Annotated in this window: 21 protein-coding genes; 4 read left to right on the top strand and 17 right to left on the bottom strand. The window is 44.6% G+C overall.

The features are described 5' to 3' along the window. The first annotated feature begins 26 nt into the window (after positions 1–26). Genes ACTNA4_RS09695 through ACTNA4_RS09705 form a run of 3 tightly spaced genes read left to right on the top strand, consistent with a single transcriptional unit; the run spans position 27 to position 3,289 of the window. A complete protein-coding gene (locus ACTNA4_RS09695) occupies positions 27–1,082 on the top strand; it encodes a D-alanine--D-alanine ligase family protein (RefSeq protein WP_441029825.1) in 1,056 nt (351 codons plus the stop codon). A gap of 16 nt (positions 1,083–1,098) precedes the next feature. Then, complete coding sequence (locus tag ACTNA4_RS09700; RefSeq protein WP_427807651.1) at positions 1,099–2,478, top strand: UDP-N-acetylmuramoyl-tripeptide--D-alanyl-D-alanine ligase; 1,380 nt, start codon at positions 1,099–1,101, stop codon at positions 2,476–2,478. Between the two features lie 4 nt (positions 2,479–2,482). After that, positions 2,483–3,289, top strand: coding sequence for a Cof-type HAD-IIB family hydrolase (locus ACTNA4_RS09705; protein ID WP_441029827.1), 807 nt, complete (start codon positions 2,483–2,485; stop codon positions 3,287–3,289). A gap of 225 nt (positions 3,290–3,514) precedes the next feature. On the opposite strand, the gene ACTNA4_RS09710 is transcribed toward ACTNA4_RS09705, so the two are convergent. The 13 genes from ACTNA4_RS09710 to ACTNA4_RS09770 form a co-directional block, all read right to left on the bottom strand. Then, positions 3,515–4,471 (bottom strand): carbohydrate kinase family protein, encoded by a 957-nt coding sequence (locus tag ACTNA4_RS09710; protein ID WP_441029829.1) that lies wholly within the window; start codon positions 4,469–4,471, stop codon positions 3,515–3,517. A 14-nt stretch (positions 4,472–4,485) separates the two neighbouring features. After that, entirely contained in the window at positions 4,486–4,758 is a 273-nt protein-coding gene (locus ACTNA4_RS09715; protein WP_441018156.1) for a TIGR04076 family protein, read from the bottom strand. Further along, entirely contained in the window at positions 4,758–5,576 is an 819-nt protein-coding gene (locus tag ACTNA4_RS09720) for a pyridoxamine kinase (protein ID WP_427819574.1), read from the bottom strand. The genes ACTNA4_RS09715 and ACTNA4_RS09720 overlap by 1 nt, the downstream gene beginning before the upstream one ends. A 216-nt stretch (positions 5,577–5,792) precedes the next feature. Then, the gene (locus tag ACTNA4_RS09725) at positions 5,793–7,841 is read right to left on the bottom strand and encodes a glycoside hydrolase family 31 protein (RefSeq protein WP_441018158.1); all 2,049 of its coding nucleotides are present in this window, start codon (positions 7,839–7,841) and stop codon (positions 5,793–5,795) included. A gap of 114 nt (positions 7,842–7,955) precedes the next feature. After that, on the bottom strand, positions 7,956–8,276 hold the full coding sequence (locus ACTNA4_RS09730) for a P1 family peptidase (protein WP_441029831.1): 321 nt from the start codon (positions 8,274–8,276) through the stop codon (positions 7,956–7,958). A gap of 60 nt (positions 8,277–8,336) precedes the next feature. Continuing rightward, positions 8,337–8,513 carry a hypothetical protein gene (locus tag ACTNA4_RS09735; RefSeq protein WP_441029833.1) on the bottom strand — a complete coding sequence of 59 codons (177 nt, stop codon included), beginning with the start codon at positions 8,511–8,513 and terminating at the stop codon, positions 8,337–8,339. Beyond that, on the bottom strand, positions 8,492–8,710 hold the full coding sequence (locus ACTNA4_RS09740) for a hypothetical protein (RefSeq protein WP_441018162.1): 219 nt from the start codon (positions 8,708–8,710) through the stop codon (positions 8,492–8,494). Before ACTNA4_RS09740 ends, ACTNA4_RS09735 begins: the two co-directional genes overlap by 22 nt. Before the next feature lie 52 nt (positions 8,711–8,762). Further along, a complete protein-coding gene (locus ACTNA4_RS09745) occupies positions 8,763–8,957 on the bottom strand; it encodes a hypothetical protein (RefSeq protein WP_441029835.1) in 195 nt (64 codons plus the stop codon). A 247-nt stretch (positions 8,958–9,204) separates the two neighbouring features. After that, complete coding sequence (locus tag ACTNA4_RS09750; protein WP_441029855.1) at positions 9,205–9,744, bottom strand: amidohydrolase family protein; 540 nt, start codon at positions 9,742–9,744, stop codon at positions 9,205–9,207. Between the two features lie 202 nt (positions 9,745–9,946). Then, positions 9,947–11,581: a PucR family transcriptional regulator gene (locus ACTNA4_RS09755; RefSeq protein ID WP_427807459.1), complete on the bottom strand. Its 1,635-nt coding sequence runs from the start codon at positions 11,579–11,581 to the stop codon at positions 9,947–9,949. 130 nt (positions 11,582–11,711) lie between these two features. Beyond that, on the bottom strand, positions 11,712–13,082 hold the full coding sequence (locus tag ACTNA4_RS09760; protein WP_441029837.1) for an amidohydrolase: 1,371 nt from the start codon (positions 13,080–13,082) through the stop codon (positions 11,712–11,714). 29 nt (positions 13,083–13,111) lie between these two features. Continuing rightward, positions 13,112–13,807, bottom strand: coding sequence for a hypothetical protein (locus ACTNA4_RS09765; protein ID WP_427807463.1), 696 nt, complete (start codon positions 13,805–13,807; stop codon positions 13,112–13,114). A 13-nt stretch (positions 13,808–13,820) separates the two neighbouring features. Next, a complete protein-coding gene (locus ACTNA4_RS09770; RefSeq protein ID WP_441029839.1) occupies positions 13,821–14,564 on the bottom strand; it encodes a DUF5058 family protein in 744 nt (247 codons plus the stop codon). Between the two features lie 305 nt (positions 14,565–14,869). Between ACTNA4_RS09770 and ACTNA4_RS09775 the strand changes: the two genes are divergently transcribed. Beyond that, the gene (locus tag ACTNA4_RS09775) at positions 14,870–16,033 is read left to right on the top strand and encodes a M20 metallopeptidase family protein (RefSeq protein ID WP_441029841.1); all 1,164 of its coding nucleotides are present in this window, start codon (positions 14,870–14,872) and stop codon (positions 16,031–16,033) included. A gap of 81 nt (positions 16,034–16,114) precedes the next feature. Here the strand turns inward: ACTNA4_RS09775 and ACTNA4_RS09780 are convergent, their stop codons facing one another. The 4 genes from ACTNA4_RS09780 to ACTNA4_RS09795 are packed head-to-tail and all read right to left on the bottom strand — an operon-like array spanning position 16,115 to position 19,511. Beyond that, a complete protein-coding gene (locus tag ACTNA4_RS09780) occupies positions 16,115–16,717 on the bottom strand; it encodes a hypothetical protein (RefSeq protein ID WP_441029843.1) in 603 nt (200 codons plus the stop codon). Positions 16,718–16,725: 8 nt separating this feature from the next. Further along, positions 16,726–17,547, bottom strand: a complete 822-nt coding sequence (locus ACTNA4_RS09785) for a purine-nucleoside phosphorylase (RefSeq protein ID WP_441029845.1) — start codon at positions 17,545–17,547, stop codon at positions 16,726–16,728. Then, complete coding sequence (locus tag ACTNA4_RS09790; RefSeq protein ID WP_441029847.1) at positions 17,544–18,287, bottom strand: Crp/Fnr family transcriptional regulator; 744 nt, start codon at positions 18,285–18,287, stop codon at positions 17,544–17,546. Before ACTNA4_RS09790 ends, ACTNA4_RS09785 begins: the two co-directional genes overlap by 4 nt. Positions 18,288–18,320: 33 nt before the next feature. Further along, positions 18,321–19,511, bottom strand: a complete 1,191-nt coding sequence (locus tag ACTNA4_RS09795; protein ID WP_427807475.1) for a phosphopentomutase — start codon at positions 19,509–19,511, stop codon at positions 18,321–18,323. Positions 19,512–19,532: the final 21 nt, after the last annotated feature.

The raw sequence follows: 19,532 nt of genomic DNA on the forward strand, positions 1-19,532 counted from the left end.
TGACTGTTCAAAGGAGTGACTATATCATGAAAATTATCGTTTTAGCCGGAGGGCTCAGCACCGAACGTGACGTTTCCTTATGTTCCGGCGCCGGCATTTGCCGCACCCTGCGCGAACGCGGGCACAAAGCAATCCTTCTGGATGTCTTTCTGGGACTTCCTGATGCACCTGAGAATCTGGAAGACGTTTTCGATCTTCCGGACGGAAACCTGGGCATCGCCGAAAATATCAGCACGACGGAGCCTGACATTGAAGCGGTCAAAGCTTCCCGTGAAGATAAATCCGACTGTTTCCTTGGACCGAATGTCATTGAACTCTGCCGTATGGCAGACATCTCCTTCCTCGGACTTCACGGCGGTGTGGGCGAGGATGGCCGTCTTCAGGCCGCTTTTGATATTCTGGGCATCCGTTACACCGGTCCTGACTCTCTTGGAAATGCACTCGCCATGGACAAGAGTGTGACCAAACAGATCTTCCAACTGAACCACATCCCGACTCCGGAAGGGACCTGGCTGTATAAGAAATCCAAAGATAAACCGTTATCCGAATTCGGGCTCTCTCTTCCGGTTGTTGTAAAACCATGTTCCGGCGGTTCCAGTATCGGTGTTTACATTTGCCATACGGAAGAGGAATATCGAGATGCCATTGAAAAATCCTTCCAGAACGAGACCTGTGTTATTATTGAGAAATATATCCGCGGCCGCGAATTTGCCTGTGGAATCATTGACGGTAAGGCACTTCCGGTCATCGAGATCATTCCGAAAAGCGGGTTCTTTGATTACGCAAATAAATACCAGGCCGGCGGTTCTGAAGAGATTTGTCCTGCCAATATTCCGGACGAGGTTGCTGCTAAAATGATGAAGGCGACCGAGCGGGCATTCCGTGCTCTCAAACTGAACGTTTATTCCCGTGCCGATTTTCTTCTGGACGAAGACGGAAATATCTACTGTCTGGAAGTCAACACACTGCCGGGCATGACCTCTGCCAGCCTTCTCCCGAAAGAAGCCGCTGCTGTTGGAATCAGCTACGGTGAGCTGTGCGAATTGATCCTTGAGAAATCTCTGGATGCAAGATACCGTTAAGAAAGAGGAATGACTTATGAAACATATGACAATACAGAATGTTACCGAAGCCTGTCATGGCACATTCCATGGAAATGTCCCTTTTCTCGAACAGGAGATTCAGGGAGTAGCAATTGACAGCCGTAAAATAAAGCCGGGCTATCTGTTCGTGCCGATCAAAGGTGCAAAAGTGGACGGTCATACTTTTATCCCGCAGGTAATGGAAAACGGAGCTCTCGTTACTCTTGCCGAACATCCTCTGGAAGACGGACCGCATCCGTATATTCTTGTAGATTCCTGTGAACAGGCGCTGAAAGATATCGCTGCCTTCTACCGAAACGCACTGGATATCAAAGTTGTAGGAATCACCGGAAGTGTGGGCAAGACCAGCACCAAGGAAACCATTGCCTCTGTTCTTTCTCAGAAATATAACGTGTTAAAAACAGAAGGTAACTTTAATAATGAGATCGGACTCCCGCTGACCATTTTCAACATCCGCGAGGAACACGAGGTTGCCGTTCTGGAAATGGGGATCGATCATTTCGGCGAAATGCACCGCCTCGCATCGATCAGCCAGCCGGATATCTGCGTCATCACCAACATCGGACTGGCACACATGGAAAACCTGGGCAGCCGTGACGGAATTCTGAAAGCAAAAACCGAAGTGTTCGATCATTTGAAACCAAATGCATGTGTCATCCTGAACGGTGACGATGACAAGCTTTGCACTGTTTCTTCTGTACAAGGAAAGTCTCCCGTTTTCTTTGGACTTTCCCCGGAAAGAAATGCTTACGCCGATGAGATTGAGAACCTCGGACTTCGCGGAACAAATTGTACTCTGCACCTGTCCGCCGGTTCCATCCGTGTACATATCCCGGTTCCGGGCGAACACATGATATACAACGCCCTTGCCGCAGCCTGCACCGGACTCGCACTTGGACTTACACCGGAGGAAATCAAGTCCGGAATCGAATCCTTAAAGACCATTTCCGGAAGAACCAATCTGATTGAGACCGATTCCCTGCTCATCATTGATGACTGTTATAATGCGAATCCAATCTCCATGAAAAGCTCACTGGACGTACTTGCAACCGCTTCCGGAAGAAAAGTTGCCATCATGGGCGATATGTTTGAACTGGGTCCAAACGAATGCGAACTTCACTACAACACCGGTTCCTACGCCGCCGAAAAGCAGATTGACATCATCTGCTGTATCGGCGAACTTTCCCGTCATGCTTACAGCGGTGCAAAGGCACATGCTACGCAAAGTGTAGTACTCTATTTCGAAACACGGCAGGAATTCCTTGAAAAAATCCAGAATGTCATTCAGAAAGGGGATACGATTCTTGTAAAAGCATCCCACAGCATGGAATTCCCGGAAATCGTTTCGGCACTGAAAGAAATGAAACTGAGGTAAAACGATGAACTATCAGATTCTTGTACTGGATTTAGACGGCACCCTGACCAACTCAGAGAAAAAAATCACGCCTCCTACCTTGGAGGCGTTGATCCGGATTCAGGAGAACGGTAAAAAAGTTGTCCTGGCATCCGGACGCCCTACCTATGGAGTAGAACCACTTGCCAGAGAGCTTCATCTGGAACGCTATGGAAGCTATATTCTTTCTTTTAACGGCGCTCGGATCACCGACTGCCGTTCCGGACAAATAATTTATAACAGAACTCTGCCTGCAGATTCCATCCGCCCGATTTACGAAATCGCGTCGAAATATCCGGTGGATATTCTTGCATATGGTCCTTCCGAACTGATTTCCGGGCTTCAGATTAATCAATACGCAGAACTGGAGTCACGAATCAATCATATGCCGATTAAGCAGACGGACCATTTTCTTGATGAAGTATCTTCAATATCAAATAATAAATTTCTCCTCACAGGAGAACCTGCGGAAATCGAAAAAGTCCGCAAAGAAATGATTTCCCATTTCCGCGGCTATCTGAACATTTACTGTTCCGACCCATTCTTTTTGGAAATCATGCCGCAGAATATCGACAAAGCCTTTTCTTTACAGAAACTACTGAACAGCATCGGGCTGACTGCCGATGAAATGATCTGCTGCGGTGACGGGTATAATGATGTAACGATGATTGAATACGCTGGACTCGGCGTTGCAATGCAGAACGCACAGCCGCTAGTTCGTGAAAAGGCGGATTATATCACGAAGTCTAATGATGAAGATGGCGTACTGTATGTGATTGAGAAATTTATGTAGTAATAGGGGACGGTCCTTCCGTCATGATGTTGGCGTCAAAAGCCATGTCTTTAAACAAATGTATTAATTGTTTATGAATTGTACGGATATTAATGCCAAAAACCTTTGTATATAGCAGTGATTTGGGCAATCTGAATATGTTTTTAACTATTATTTTGAAAACAATTAATACAATTTATTGCAAAGATACCTTTTGACCCCAGCATCGTGGCAAAAGGAACGTCCCTATATCATTGCTTCAATCTCTTCTTTTTCAGGCATAGAACGAATCGCACCTTTCTTGGTGGTAATCAGAGAAGCGGCCGCATTTGCAAAAGTCAGCATCTCTTTCAGATTCTCTTCGCTCAAATCTTCGATGCCATGTTCCAGCACATAGTTCAGAACGCTTCCACAGAAGGTATCTCCGGCTCCTGTGGTGTCAGCTACATGTTCCTGAGCAAATCCCGGAACTTCGACGCGAAGATCTTTATAATATGCGCGGCTTCCGTCTTTTCCTAATGTCAGGCATACCAGTGGAATCTGGAAGCGGTCACGGATGATCTGAATTCCTTCGTCATAATCCTCTACTCCTGTAATAAACTGAATTTCATTATCAGAAATCTTCAGAATATCGCAGTGTTCCATTGCAGCCAGGATCTGTTCTTTAGCCAAGTCAAGTGAACTCCACAGCGGCGGGCGAAGATTCGGATCCAGTGAAATAAGAAGTCCGTTCTTTTTCGCAAGTTCTACTGCTTTCTTGGTTGCTTCTCTTACATCGTCATGTGTCATGGAAAGTGTTCCGAAGTGGAAGATTCTTGCTTTGGCAATCGCTTCCTCGTCAATTTCCTCTTTCTTCAACATCATATCTGCTCCCGGTTTCCGGTAAAATGAGAATTCTCTATCGCCATCCGGGAAAGTATGTACAAACGCAAGTGTTGTATTGATTTCTTTGTCAACTAATAAGTTGTCAGAATTAATCCCTGCCTCTTCGATTGTTTCCCGAAGCAGACGGCCAAACTGGTCATCCCCTACTTTGCCGATGAATGCTGTCTTCTTCCCAAGCTTACGCAGTATTGCCAGAACGTTGCAAGGTGCTCCACCCGGATTCGCCTCAAACAGATTATTTCCCTGTTCACTCTTTCCATTCATCGTGAAATCGATCAACAATTCTCCCAGTGCAATTACGTCAAATTCTTTTCCCATGATTTTTCTCCTCCTTAAATTTCTTTTTCCGTGATGCGCTCTATTTTAAATACGTTCAGCGTATCCACATCCGGACAGGCAAACACAGCCGTCCCTTTCTCCTGCCCGGGTATTTCTCCGCCATACCGCAGAATATCAACATATGGAAATGCAACATGCATCGCCATCGGACACAGTTCCCCTCTCTGGGTGTCAAAATCAAAGCTTTCTCCGATCTGGTGTCCTCGATGGCATCCTTTAGGACCTTTTCGGTCTATCAATGTTATTTTTATTTTTGGTCTTCCCATCAGTCCAATACCTCCAGACAGCTTTCAATCGGAATTCCTTTAAATTTGTCCTCATTGTTTTGATTCATGGAAATCAATGCTTTTGTGGCATCCATTGCTTTCTCGGTACTTTCAATCAGCGTTTTTCCTTCTAATAATTTCCCCATAAACACGGAGGAGAAAATATCTCCCGTGCCCGGGAAGCGTACCGGAATGCTGGTAAATGGACGAATACTTCTTTCCTTCGTCTGATAATCATATACGATCACCGCTTCCTTGTGATCAACCACCGCACTTGTAACCACAATCGAATGAGCTCCCTGGGCAAGCAGCTTCTCAATCAGACAATCCGCTTCCTCCAGCGTCATGCCATCTTCTTTATACTGCTCCCCGGCAAGACATGCTGCTTCTGTATAATTCGGCACGATATAATCTGCCACCTTTACCAGTTCCTTCATATGGGATATGGTCTGCTCCGTCACGCCGTTATAAAGCTTTCCTTCGTCCCCCATGATCGGATCCACAAAGATTCTCGTTCCTTTCCTGCTCTGCTGTCTGCAGAATTCTGCCACAAGCTTTGCCTGCCTTTCCGATACGATAAATCCGGTAGATACCGCATCAAAAGAAAATCCCAGTTCATCCCAGATCTTCATGGTATGCTCCATGTAATCCGTCGTTTCCAGTATATCAAATTTTCCGTAGTCAAGGGTATTTGACACCAACGCGGTCGGAAGATTATAAATATGATGACGCATGTGGGAAAGTACCGGTATCATTGCAGATAAAGCAACTTTACCGTATCCGGCCATATCATTGATCAGTAAAATCTGTTTACTCATAACTGTCCGCCTCTCCTTTTGCCTAAATTCATATGATGTAGGGATCAAAAGGTATTTCGCCCCCTATGATACACGGATTTCTCCGCGCTTTGTGCTCTCGAAATCCTATCATCATTCATATACCTAGATTATAAAATACATTTCCGCTCAGTGCAAGCGTCAGGTTCCTAAAACAGGCTTTACTCCTTCCTTTCGGAAAGAATAAAGCCTGTTTCTTTATCTTGATAATTCTTCTTTTGACCGTCTTACTAATTTCCACTCTTCCTGTGGTATATACTCTTTGGAAATTCCATCGTCCGTATAGAGCACATACTCCGCATACTCATCCGCAAATCCAATCCATTCCAGACGATTTTCATCCACGTCGGAAACGGATTTTACATTTTCATCAAGAACCGCAAACGGAAGCATATGATTTTTCTTTACAAAAATAACGACCTCATCCAGCGCAACATCCACATAATGATGTCCCTTTCCCAGAACCTGACTGGTTCTGTCTTCCGGTGACTTCATACGCACCATCAGCATTTCTTCCGGCAGGTATACATAACGTCCCTTTGCATTCTGCGTATAGACCGGAGCAATCATGATGCTGTCACCGACCAGAAGCTGGTCTTCCACACGATAAGCCTGCGAATCTTCCGGATAGTCAAATGACAGCGGTCTGAAATACATCTCATCGCTCAGTACAGCCTTCATATATTCACTGTAAAGATACGGAACCAGGCTGTACCGGATACGGATGATATTCCGGAATTCCGGAATTCTGTCAAACTGGTAAACTTCCTGTTCTCTTGTTCCAAGTGCCGCGTGATTTCGCATCAGTGGTGTAAACATGCCGAATTCCAGCCAGCGCATGACCAGATCTTCTGTCGTATCACTTCCAAACCCTCCGATGTCGGAGCCGGTGTACAGGATACCGATCATGTTCAGTGCCGGCATCTGCTGCATACTTGTCAGGATCTGACTCCACCAGGAATTGTTGTCGCCGGTCCAGATTCCGCCGTAACGGTGCATTCCGATATAGGAAGAGCGCGAGAATAACAACGTTCTCTTTTCCGGAGCAATTTTGTCAAATGCTTCCGCTGCCGCTCTTGTCATATTGAATCCATAAAGGTTATGCACCTTCTCATGACAGATCCATTTGCCATCCATATTATGGTAGAAGCTCCGGTAGTCTTCCGGGCTGTTGGACAATCCTGTAACCAAATCTTTGAGATGGAAAAATGAATAAATATCCAGATTTTCATCCTTCATGGAGATCAGCTCTTCGAACACCTTCTTAATTCGGTCTTCCGAATAGAAAATAGCCGGTTCATTCATATCATTCCAGAACCCTTCGATTCCCTGTTCCATCAGCCATCTGTATTTCCCGCCGAACCATTCTCTGGCTTTTGAGTTCAGAACATCCGGAAAATGTACTTTTCCAGGCCATACTGCTGCCACAAAATCTTTTCCATTCTCATCCTTGCAGAAATAATTTTCCTTCACACCTTCTTCGTAAATCGGATAGTCTTTCTCAATTTTTACGCCGGCATCGATGATCGGCACAAGATGTACTCCCTCTGATTTCATCTCAGAGGTAAATCCCTCAAAATCAGGAAACTTTTCCGTGTCTACCGTAAAATCTTTAAATCTTTCCATATAGTCGATATCAAGATATACTGCATCCAGCGGAATTCCGTTTTCACGATGTCCTTCTACAACTTTCCGAATGTCACTTTCGCTTTGATACCCCCACCGTGACTGCTGATAGCCAAAGGCCCACTTCGGAGCAACATAACTTTGCCCGATCAGTTTACGGAACTGTTTCACAATATCCTTCAGGTTTTCACCTTCAATGACATAGATTACACAATTTTCTTCTGCCGTGATCACAAGCTCATCCAGATGTGTTTCCCCTACATCAAATACAACTTTTCCCGGATCATCCACAAAAATACCGAAAGATTTTTCTTTCTTTTCTGCACGATTCTCTCTGCATAAGATCATAAAATTATGCACACCATATAAAGAATGCTTATTTTCCGTATGTACCGGATCATCCGTGGCATCGCTGACATAAGAAAATCCTCTTTTGTTGATGCCGCGCACCTGTTCGCCAAGTCCATACACAATATCTTCTTCATCCATTCTGCAGCTGAGTCGGACCATATCATCTTTCACTTCCAGATCCATCACCGTAATCCCCTGCTCGCATTCCGGAAGCTCCATCACAACCGCTCCCGTCTCAATCGGCTCTCCGAATATATATTTTCTGATCATGTTCTTTCCCTCCTGAAATGACAGCTCATCATTTAATCTACATTCATTATACACGGCACATAGGACGATTTCTTGTATTATTCGTTCTAAAAATAACACAATATTATCCTTTTTCTACAATTTCAGACTTCTTGCCGCCTTATACCCATATTTTTCTTCCGCCTCCAGAACCGCACGGTTTACCGCTTTCCCAACCACATGCGCCGCCAGCGTTCCTACAACGTCCGGATTTGATTTTACTTTTCCGACCGAAAGCGCATAGATGGAATCCCCATCCATAGAAGTATTCACCGGGCGAATGGTCCGGGCAAGTCCGTTGCTTGCCATGGCCGCCACTTTATTCATCTCTGCTTTATCAAGCCCTGCATTCGTAATAACAGCGCCAATAGAAGTGTTAAACGCGAACTTACTTGCAATCTGAAGCAGTTTTACCATTTCCTCCTCGCTGGAAATCATTCCGTCTTTTTTGCTGTTGAGAAGCCCTGCAAGCTGTTTCTAGGAATCCATTTCAAACACATCTCCGATTGCGTTCACGACAACGATCGCTCCCACCTGAAGGCTTCCAACCTGCAGGCAATAGCATCCAAGTCCGGACTTCATGGCAAATTTATCCCCATGAATCTTACCGACAGTGGCGCCCATTCCGGCACCTACATTTCCATTACGCTCCATATTTTTCTCACTGTCCAAACAGGCCGCGTAACCCATCGCAGCATCAGGACGCACTTTCCCGCTCGCACATCCACGCCGCAAGGTGCTTTTTTATCACAAATAATAACACTGCATCCCGTGCCATGTTCTTCATCCTGCGCATGGCCGATGCGTATATTTTTTATACTGTTAAGACTTATTTCCTTCCACTGGCTCATATTAAATCCTCCTTAATCTGCCATTTTCTCGGAATGTAAACGCTTCACTTATCTACTTCAAATCCATCTCTCTATTAATGTGATATTCCTTATATAATGCATTTCTGAATTTCAAATCACTCGTTGCCCTGCCAGGATCATCAATCCTGGAATCTTTGAGCAATTTCTCCGTTAATGTAGCAAAATAATTCTCATGCTTTTTAACAAAATTCATCATCTGTTCTTTCTGACTTCTATATTTCAACATGCTGAAAATCTCTTGTAAATACAAGGGATCCCATTGGCATTACAGCCATCTTATTCTGTTTTTGATGATTCATATTTCCTCCTGAACTCTGTTATTATTTGCATACAAAACGAGACAAGCGCTCATTTTCTGATATATTGCATCAAAAAAGCACAGGCGTAAATCCATTTTATATCCGGACTTACGCTTGCGCTGCTTCGATAACACAAGTATAAAAGAAAAAAATTATTTTGTCAAAAGTATTTTTTTAGGCTGTATATACAACTTCTCCGTCGATCATGGTCACCTGTACTTTTGCATCGGTATCCAGTCCCAGTCTTCCTTTGACCACGATGATATCCGCATCTTTTCCTGCTTCCAGGCTGCCTAAACGATCTTCCAGACCGAGCTGTCTGACCGGATTGATCGTTACCATGCGAAGGACACGCTCCGGTTCCACACCTTCTCTGACCGCTTCGCCCATGTGATGATACAAAGACTCTTCACTCAGGATCGGAGAATCCGTAATAAGTGCAACATTCACTCCGCGATCATCCAGCATTTTCACCGCTTCCACATCAATTTTACGGCGTTCTCCAGCCGCACGGTAGGTCGCGATTGGGCCATAGCAGATATCACATCCACTCTCTACGATCTCATCCAAATAATCGGTGGCTCCCCATGCATGCTCCAGTGAAAACCGTACGCCATATGCGGTTGCAACCTCGATCGCCGTCAGCATATCGTACTGTGTACAGTGGATTTTACAAGGAATTTCTCCCCGAAGTGCCGGGATGATTGCTTCCATATTTGCCACAAATTCAGCCTCCTTCCTTTGCTATTTTTTCAACAATCTTGATAACATTAAAACTTTAATATTGTAAATTGTCAATTGTTAACAATTTAAAGGGTAGCTTATCACTGTTTTTTCACAAACTGCACACAAAAACAGTGTGGATTTTGTGCATTTTATCTTATATACGCAAAATCCACACTGTTCTGTTTTTGTTTTATAGCGATAAAAACTGCAAAAGCATCTCTATCTTGAGTCTGGAAATCCGATCTTCCAATTCCACATCCAACAGTTCCTTGATCTTGGCAATTCTCTTGCGGATCGTATTGATGTGTACATACATTTTCTCTGCTGTAATGCTAAAGTTCATGTTATTTTCCAGATAAATCTTCAAAGTCTTCAAAAGTTCTCTGTTCTTCTCATCTTCCATAAGGATCCGGTACTGGCTCAGCATTTCCTCCAGTTCCTCTTCTTCAATATCGATCCATGCATATGGCCCCAGCATCTCATAATCCCAGATCTGTTTTTCTGCGAACAGCTTCCTGCCCATCGTCATCACTTTCTGGCATTTCTGCACACTCTTCTTCAGCGACAGCAGATCCACAGAATCACGGCATATCGCAAATTCCAGCTCCATATTGCTGCATTTTTCTCTGACCTTAAGCCGGAACTCTTCCAAGACATTCTCCAAATATTTCAGACTGCACATATCTTTTTCCTGTGTATCCCAGAGAATCATTCCATTGTTCTCATCCAAAAACGCAAATCTCCCAAATTTAGATACCGAGCTGTCCTGAAAAGCTCTCACAAAATTCTTACGTTCGTCTCTGGCATTAACAGCTGCATCTTTCGTCTGGGCAAACATCATACAGATATATTTCTTCGACATGGGAATGCCATGCTGGCTTGCCTGATAGATCAACCGGTCCTTGTCTTTCTCATCATAATTCAGAGCATACAAAATAAAGTTCTCAAATCCGATATTTCCGACACTTTGTGCAACCATGATCTGTTCGTACACCGATTGAAGTTCCAGGAACGCAATCCGAATCGAATACTCATCGCAATAATCTATAAATTCTTTTGACTCCATGACAACAAAGTAAGCCTGCACCACTTCATTCATGACAATGGGAATCAGAATCCAGCTGATCCTTGGACCATCCGGGCTTTGCGGATCGATCAAACGGTATCTCATCATATTAATATGTTCACAGAGAATATGTCTTGTGTGTTCCATGGAAGGATTCCAGTAATCCTCATCCTTCAAATGGGAATCATCCGATATTCTTCTGAAGTTTGCAGAACTGTAATACGCCTTTTCTTCGCTGATATCATAGAGAAAAGCCGGGAAATGCATCTCCAACTCTACAGCCTGAAGAATTTTTTTGATTTTCCTTTCTTTAAAATCCAGATTAGACAGCTGAAACACACTGTCATTCTGAATTCGGAATCTTCGAAATGCCTGGTTCATCACAGTCACATTAATCTGATTAATGACATCCATGAACGCAATTTCAAATGGCATGCTGATGAGCGGTACATCGTGTTTCTCAAACAATTCGATCACATGCTCCGGAATCTCATCCATGTATCGCGCCCTCTTAATCATAAGTCCGGCTGTACGCTGCATGATCCCGTTCTTAAATCCGTCATCCAAACAGTGAGGCTCCTTCGAAAGCGCATATCCCGACGTCATCGAAAGTTCTTTTCCCTTAGCCCATCGAAAGGCATCCGGAGAATCCATAACTGCGATTCCCTGCACTTCTTTAGACAATCCATTCTTTCCGGCCACCACATGAAAATCTTTAAAAAAATCCAAGGCCAACAGTTGATACAATGCTATTCCCATATTTCTTTCCACCTTTTGTAAAACAAGCCAATCCAATTGTATCCAAATTTAAAACAAGTGTAACATTCGCCTTGACTTGATGTCAAGAATACGATTGTTACACTTATTTATGATTCATGATTTCTCCGGACTAGCCTTCATACATCGGAGTATATTCATCCTTCTTTTCTTCAAACTCTTTCAAGATATCTTCCCGAACTTCCGGCTTATTATAGAGATCATATGCAATTCCGGCAATAACCTGCGCAGCACACAGCGCTCCTTTCTCTCCAAGGGAACTACCGGCTGCAGCTGCCGACTGCCAGGTATGCGGAGCCACACCCGCCGGCCAACAGGATGTCGATATCGCACACATCGGCATCATATGACTGACATCTCCGCTGTCGGAAGATGCAGTAAGCGGATTGATCTCATACAGATTGCGCGAATTCAATTTCCACACCATCGGCTTTCCTTCTGTCTCATACAACTTCTGCGCTTTCTCTTTGTCTGCGTCGGAAACGGATTCAAGGAGTCGATTGGCGAATGCCATTTCTTCTTCGTCAAATACAGGCAGTTCTGCCTCTTTCAGATTTTCATAAGCCAGATCTCCAAACGCATGATTTTCCTGCATTTCACAGCATCCATAATCCACTTTCATTTCCACCTGGGTTTCTGTCATAAGTGCTGCGCCTTCCGCCACTTTTCCAACTCTTGCAAGAATCTCTTTTACGTCGGAAATGTACGGTGCTCTCACGAAGTACCATGAACCCGCTCTCGGCGGAACGATATTCGGAGCAAATCCACCGCTGTCTGTGGTGTAATGAATTCGTGCTTTGGATGTCACATGCTCTCTTAAATAGTTCACACCTACATTCATAAGTTCCACTGCATCCAGCGCACTTCTTCCAAGCTCCGGTGCAAATGCCGCATGAGAACTTCTGCCTTTAAATTCAAAATGTGCAGATGCACTTGCCAGATATCCATTGTCATAGACCATGTTCGCACTCATCGGATGCCAGCTGATCGCAAAATCACATCCGTCAAACATATGATAATATGCCATTTTCACTTTTCCACAGAGAAGTTCTTCTTCCGGACATCCGTAAAAACGTACCGTTCCACTTATTCCTTCCGCTTCCAGATAACGTTTTACTGCGATCGCACCGACTGCTGCCGCGGAACCGAGCAGGTTATGCCCACATCCGTGTCCCGGTGCACCCGCTTTAACCGGTTCCTTTTTGTCCGTCACTTTCTGTGAAAGTCCGGGAAGCGCATCATATTCCCCTAAAATTGCAATCACCGGTTTTCCGGAGCCGTACTCTGCACAAAATGCATGCTCCAGATGCTCTTCATTTATAATATGAAATCCTTCTGCATCCAAAAGCCTGCGGAAATAATCTGCCGAAGCTTTCTCATTGCCACCCACTTCCGGATTTTCCCAGATTGTTCTGCAGGAGGTCTGAAGAAGAGACTCCATTTTCTTCACCTCAAGATGAAGATCTTTCTTTTCCATTTTCATTTCACCCTCTCCAATACAATTCTAAAATCTTACGCTTTCTTCTTTGTATTATTTGACATGGTAGCAAATCCAACTGCAATACTGATAAATACACAGCCCAGAGTTCCAAGCCAGTTAGAAGCGCCCGGAAGCCAGTTGAAAAGACCGATACCAATTGCAAAGTAAAGTGCAAATGCGATGACAAGCATAATCAGGCTATGTTTCACCATCTTTATACCAAACTGAACCATAAGTGCACCAAAAAGTGCCGGAAGCAGATAATTAAGTGCCGTCTTAACAGTAGCAGGAAGCATAGACAATACGCTTGTTCCAAGAATGGCTCCGATTGTAAGAACAGATACATTAATAATAATAGAAACAGCCATACCTAAAGTTGCAATAATAGATCCCTGCTCGGTACCCGGTTCAACATCCGCTGCCACCTGTGCCATACTTGCACACGGTACACGCATGTTTGAAATATTACCGGAAAGGAATGCCATGTAGGTTCCTGCGGTTCCAAGTACCGGATAATAAGAAATCGGCTCTACAAACCACAGAACTCCAAATGCGCTGACACCGCTGATAAATGCGGTCAGGAGCGCTGCCGGTTTTGGAAGGATTCCGTAAACAACTGCAAGTGCGATTGCCGGTGAAAAAGCTAATATAACTCCCAGCACGCCGGTAAGCTTACCTATTTTATTTACCTTAGGCATATATTCGTCTTTATAGAAATTATTGCTCATCTTATCTTCCTCCTTAAACCAGTGCAGTGATGATCATTGCACCCAGAATCGTAATTGTCAGGGCCCATTCTTTCAGCCATCCGATATTTTTCTTATTGGCAACGGTATTCAGTACAAACATGATAACTGCTCCGAGAATACATGCCAGCATATTATGCCATGCAGAGGACATTGCTGCTTCTTCTGCTTTTAATACCATTGAATAGAACGGTTTGGAAATATGGCTTGCAACCATGGCTGCAAACACACCGATAATCGCGCAGTTTGCGATGGTTGAAAGTGTACCTGAGTTACCTTTGGAAAGCTTGTGCTCAATCTTATCCATCTTGTTTGCTGAGAAAGTTGAGAAAATTACCCAGCCGACAGAGCAGAGAACCATTATCCATACTGCCATGGCAAGAGCTTCCTCCGTCATCGGGTCGGTACCAAGTGTTACTCCAACTGCAGAAGTACCAAGGCCCGCTGCGATAGATTCAAACATAACAGAACCAATCATAGCAAGGCGCATCCAGCCTACCGGTCCTCCTACCGTTACTAATAATGAAAGCATTCCGCTGAGTACCACGATGGATGGACCAATTGATGTGATGGCACTGCTCTTCATTGCCTTCTTCATCTTGTCCTCACCAAGTCCCATCTTCTTTCCTGCACCGTACGCCCCTCTCGCAAAAAGAACAGCCTGAATCACTACGAGTACTACCGGAATACCACAGGCTATCCACATTGGGATTCCATTTGCAATCTGCATTACATCCATTTTTGTCTCCTCCTTCTAATAACTTTTATCTATAAGTTCTATTGATAATCATAATGTTTTTATTTCCCGATAAAAATAAAGAAAATTTCACTTTTCCTTCACTTTCCTCTAACGATGAAAATTTTTTCACTTTTTATTCCGAATACTGTGAAAGATTGTACATTAAAAAATATTTATACCATTTTAGAAAATATATTTCTTACACTTTGATAAATAAAAAGGTATTCTATTATAAAGAACACGATAGCTGTTCAGACCCAGGCAGTATCTTCGAGGCTGGCTCTGAGCAGAAAAAGGAGGTCTATATGAAAAATCAGATTATGCTGGAAGCAGAAAAGATCAAAGACGAGATGATTGCATGGAGACGCGAACTTCATCAAATTCCGGAACTTGGTCTTACTCTTCCGAAAACGGTAAATTTTGTCACAAAGAAACTGGATGAAATGGGAATTGAATATACGGTCTATGAAGAAAGTTCCAATATTGTTGCCACGATTGGGCACGGAGACGCATGCTATATGATCCGCGGCGATATGGATGCCCTTCCCATAGAAGAAAAATCCTGCGAATCATTCGCTTCTACAAACGGATGCATGCACGCCTGCGGACATGATATGCACACGGCAATGATGCTTGGTGCCGCAAAACTGATCAAGGCACATGAATCTGAATTAAACGGTGTTGCAAAGCTTCTGTTCCAGTCAGCAGAAGAAATCTTTGCCGGAGCAAAGGCAGCCATTGCAGGCGGTGTCATGGAGAACCCACATGTTGATTCCGCGCTGGCTCTTCATGTATTTTCTCAGAAACCTCTGGGAACACTTGGCGGCCACAAGGTTCCTGCCGCCGGTGTTTACGGTTTCCGGATCAAACTGACCGGGCAGGGCGTACACGGCTCCTCACCGGAGCACGGTGTCGATCCGATCAACACGGCAATCCATATCCATCTGGGCCTGCAGGAACTGATGTCCAGAGAAGTTTCCGGATTTGATGAGGTCGCTCTTACCATTGGCAAATTCCACGCCGGAAGCGCCGCCAACATTATCCCGGAAACAGCAGAACTGGAAGGCACACTCCGCGTATTCGATCCGGTACTTCGTGAGAGAATGATCCAGAGGATTCATACCATCACGCAGAATATCGCCGAGGCATATCGCACCAAGGCTGAGATTGAAGTCCTCAGTGATGTACCGCCTCTTGTATGTGACGAACAGGAAAATGCATGGAGCCGGGACGTGATCCATGAAGTCGATGATTCTCTTATCGTAGATGAATTCCACGCAATGGGATCGGAAGATTTCGCTTGTATCTCCGAACTGGTACCGGCAACCTTCTATATGGTGGGAGCCGGTGTGGAAAATCCGGACGAAAGACTGCCTCAGCATAATCCGAAGATCCGCTTTAATGAAGATGTTCTTCCGATCGGAGCCGCTATCTATACAACAGCCGTATTAAAAAAATTAAGTAGATAAGTCATATTTGAATACACAACCAGAGTCCTGCAAAATGCCTCCCTTCTCAACGATCAGGCATTTCACAGGACTCCTCCTCTTTTATTTATTCTGTTTTTTTCTGGATACTTCTGCCGCACCTATAATTCCGGCACCACTTACAAACAACAGAATCATCCACGGCATAACTGCATTCGTGTCTCCTGTCTTTACAGAGCCATTGCCCTTTCCGTTTATCTTATCAGACGGTTTTGCATCACCCTGGTTACCAGTATTATTATTACCAGCATTATCTTTATTGTCGGAATTGTTTTTTTCCTCAACAATTTTAGCCAGCATTTCTGATACATCTGATTTTACAGAGCGTAATGTATCCATTTCTTCTTCTGACAGACTTCCTGACGCAATTAATGCATCAATTTCAGTTGCCAGACGTACGATAGCTTCCTTATCTGCAGAGGTTACAGTCTTTCCTTTATATTCTTTAACTGTTTCTTCAATCTGCTGAATCTTGTTTTCTATGGTCATTGAATGAATCGTAGTATCCAGTTCCATCTTAAGACCTATTGTATCACGGCGTTCACGAAGTACATCAATTGTACTAAGGTTATCTACCGGAGCATCATCCATTGATACGATCGGAGTCAAATTCTCAAATACAGATCCTTCCAATGTTGCGCAGTATTCATTAAAAACTATTTGCACATCTTAAGTCAGATGTTGCTCACAATCGCAGTAATCAATGCTTTAAACTGCGCAGCCACGCGGTCCGCCGTCTCCTGAACCTCTTTGTGATCAAGCTGTTTCGTTGACATACCTGCTGCTAAATTCGTGATACAAGAGATACCGCACACTTCCATTCCCATATGACGGGCAGCCATTGCCTCGCATGCCGTACTCATTCCCACGGCATCTGCTCCCCAGCTCCTGCACATCCGAATCTCTGCCGGTGTCTCATAGGCCGGCCCGGTGAGCTGTGCATAAACGCCTTCCCGAAGCGAAATTCCAAGTTTCTCCGCCTCTTCCCTGATGATTTCACGGATTCGCAGGCTGTATACCTCACTCATATCCGGGAATCGCGCTCCAAGTTCATCAATATTCGGTCCGATCAGCGGACTCGGAACCGCTGTCGTAATATGATCGGTGATCATCATGAAATCTCCCGGCTTATAGTCAAAGTTCACTCCACCTGCCGCATTGGTAAGAATCAACTTCTTCGCTCCCATCATCCCCATCAATCGGGTCGGAAGCACCACATCAGACATCGGATATCCTTCATAATAATGGACGCGTCCCTGCATGACAACGACCGGAACCTCACCCACATATCCGAACACAAATCTTCCTTTATGCCCCGCCACCGTTGATACCGGAAACCTTTCAATCTCTGTATAATCTACGGTTTGTTCTATCTGAATTCCATCTGCGTAATCGCCAAGCCCCGAGCCGAGGATCAGCGCCACCTCCGGCTGAAAATCCGTTTTTGTTCTTACACTTTTTAAGCACATTTCCAGTTTTTTGTAAATGTCATTCATCGCAAGCCTCCTTCTCCTAAATCAATTTTCTCTGAAACGATTTTCTTTAATCCTTCATACTGTTCTTTGCTGATCAGGATCTGATTACCCTCCTTCGTGATCAGCCCTTCTTCCTGAAATTTCTTCACACCCCTACTCACACTCTTTACGCAAAGTCCCGTCTCATCCGCCAGATTCTGCCGATTTCCCTTGACATGAAGAATTCCATTCTTACTGTATCTCTCATAGCGCTCAACAAAAAGCAGCGCCAGCCTGTCAGATCCCTGCATGAAAAGGTACAGACGGCTGTTCCGCCCCTCTTTGAGAAGATATTCTCCGACCAGTTTTGCCTCATGCTTCAGTGACTGAATATCCGAATACATCCATTTTTCAAATTTATTTCTCGGGAGCTTTACCACCACACAGTCAGTCACAGTACGCAGCGTGGTCATGTATTTGTCCAGATCCATCAGAAATTCCATTCCTCCGAACGCATAGACCCGGTTAAACTGCATAAAATCGTATGGCGTCCCGTATACCCGATAATCAATTGCTTCGATAATGCCGCTTCCTATAAAAAATATCATATCTGCCGGTTCCCCTTCTCTTACAAAAATGGTTCCTTTTTTCAGTTCTTCTATCTGAAAGTTCTCCATAAGCCACAACGGAGCACTTTTAAAATATTCTTTAAATTGTTCCTGCCGCTCTTTTTCTACATCCTTCAGGAACGGAAGTGCATCATACAAATAATTATGTTTCACGCATCTTCCTCCTTTCTTTTGACACGGCCATTTTTAGACCAGTTTTTTCAAAATGGAATGTCCGATTGTTCCTTCCGGCATGTTTACGCCGAAATTTTCTGCCACCGAAGCCCCAATAACCGCAAAGGTATCCTCGTTCTCCAGCGCACCGCCGCCTTCCATCTTTCTGGAATAGGCGATAAGCGGTACATATTCCCTGGTGTGATCCGTACCGGTGTAAGTCGGATCATTTCCGTGATCTGCCGTCAGCATCAGCAGGTCATCCTCTCTTAGTTCATCCAGAAGGATACCCAGATTCTTGTCGAATTTCTCGATCTCTTTTGCATATCCTTCTACATCTCTTCGGTGTCCCCAAAGTGCGTCAAAATCAACCAGGTTGACAAAACACAAGCCTCGGAAATCCTTTTTACACAGTTCGATCGTCTGCTCCATGCCATGCACGGAGCTGTTGGAATGATGGGTTTCCGTGATGCCCTCACCGCAGAAAATGTCGTGGATCTTACCCACTCCGATGACATCCAGGCCCGCATCCTTCAGAGCATTCAACGCAGTCGCACCAGTGGGCTTCAGCGCATAATCATGCCGGTTGCTGGTCCGTTTAAACTCACCTTTCTTTTTACCTACATACGGTCTTGCAATGACACGGCCCACACGCCATTCATCCTTCATCGTAATTTCTCTTGCGATCTCACAGCAACGGTATAGATTTTCCAGATCAAAGGTTTCCTCATTTCCGCAGATCTGCAGCACAGAGTCCGCAGAAGTATAGACGATCATCGCTCCGGTGTTGATTTCTTCCTCACCAAGCTCTTCAATAATCTTTGTTCCGCTGGCGCTCTTATTGCCGATCACCCTCTTACCGCAGCGTTTTTCGAGTTCTTCGATCAGTTCCGGCGGAAATCCTGTATCCGTAAATGTCTTGAACGGTTTTTCTGTTTTAATCCCCATCATCTCCCAATGACCGGTCATGGTATCCTTTCCGTTACTTGCCTCCCCGAGACGCAGGTACCGCCCGGACGGGTCCGGAACAGGTTCCATCGCTCCGGCAGTATGGAGATTCAGCATGCCAAGCTTTCTCAGATTCGGAATGTCCAGTGTTTTCATTTTCTCCAGGATATGTCCGAATGTATCGACTCCCTCATCCCCAAACCTGGGAGAGTCCGGCATGGCACCAATTCCAAGCGAATCCAGAACGATCACAAAAATTCTCTTATATTCATTCATTTCACGCTCACCTCAATCTAT

The sequence above is a fragment of the Bariatricus sp. HCP28S3_A7 genome (assembly GCF_052066375.1).
Lineage (GTDB): Bacteria > Bacillota > Clostridia > Lachnospirales > Lachnospiraceae > Allocoprococcus.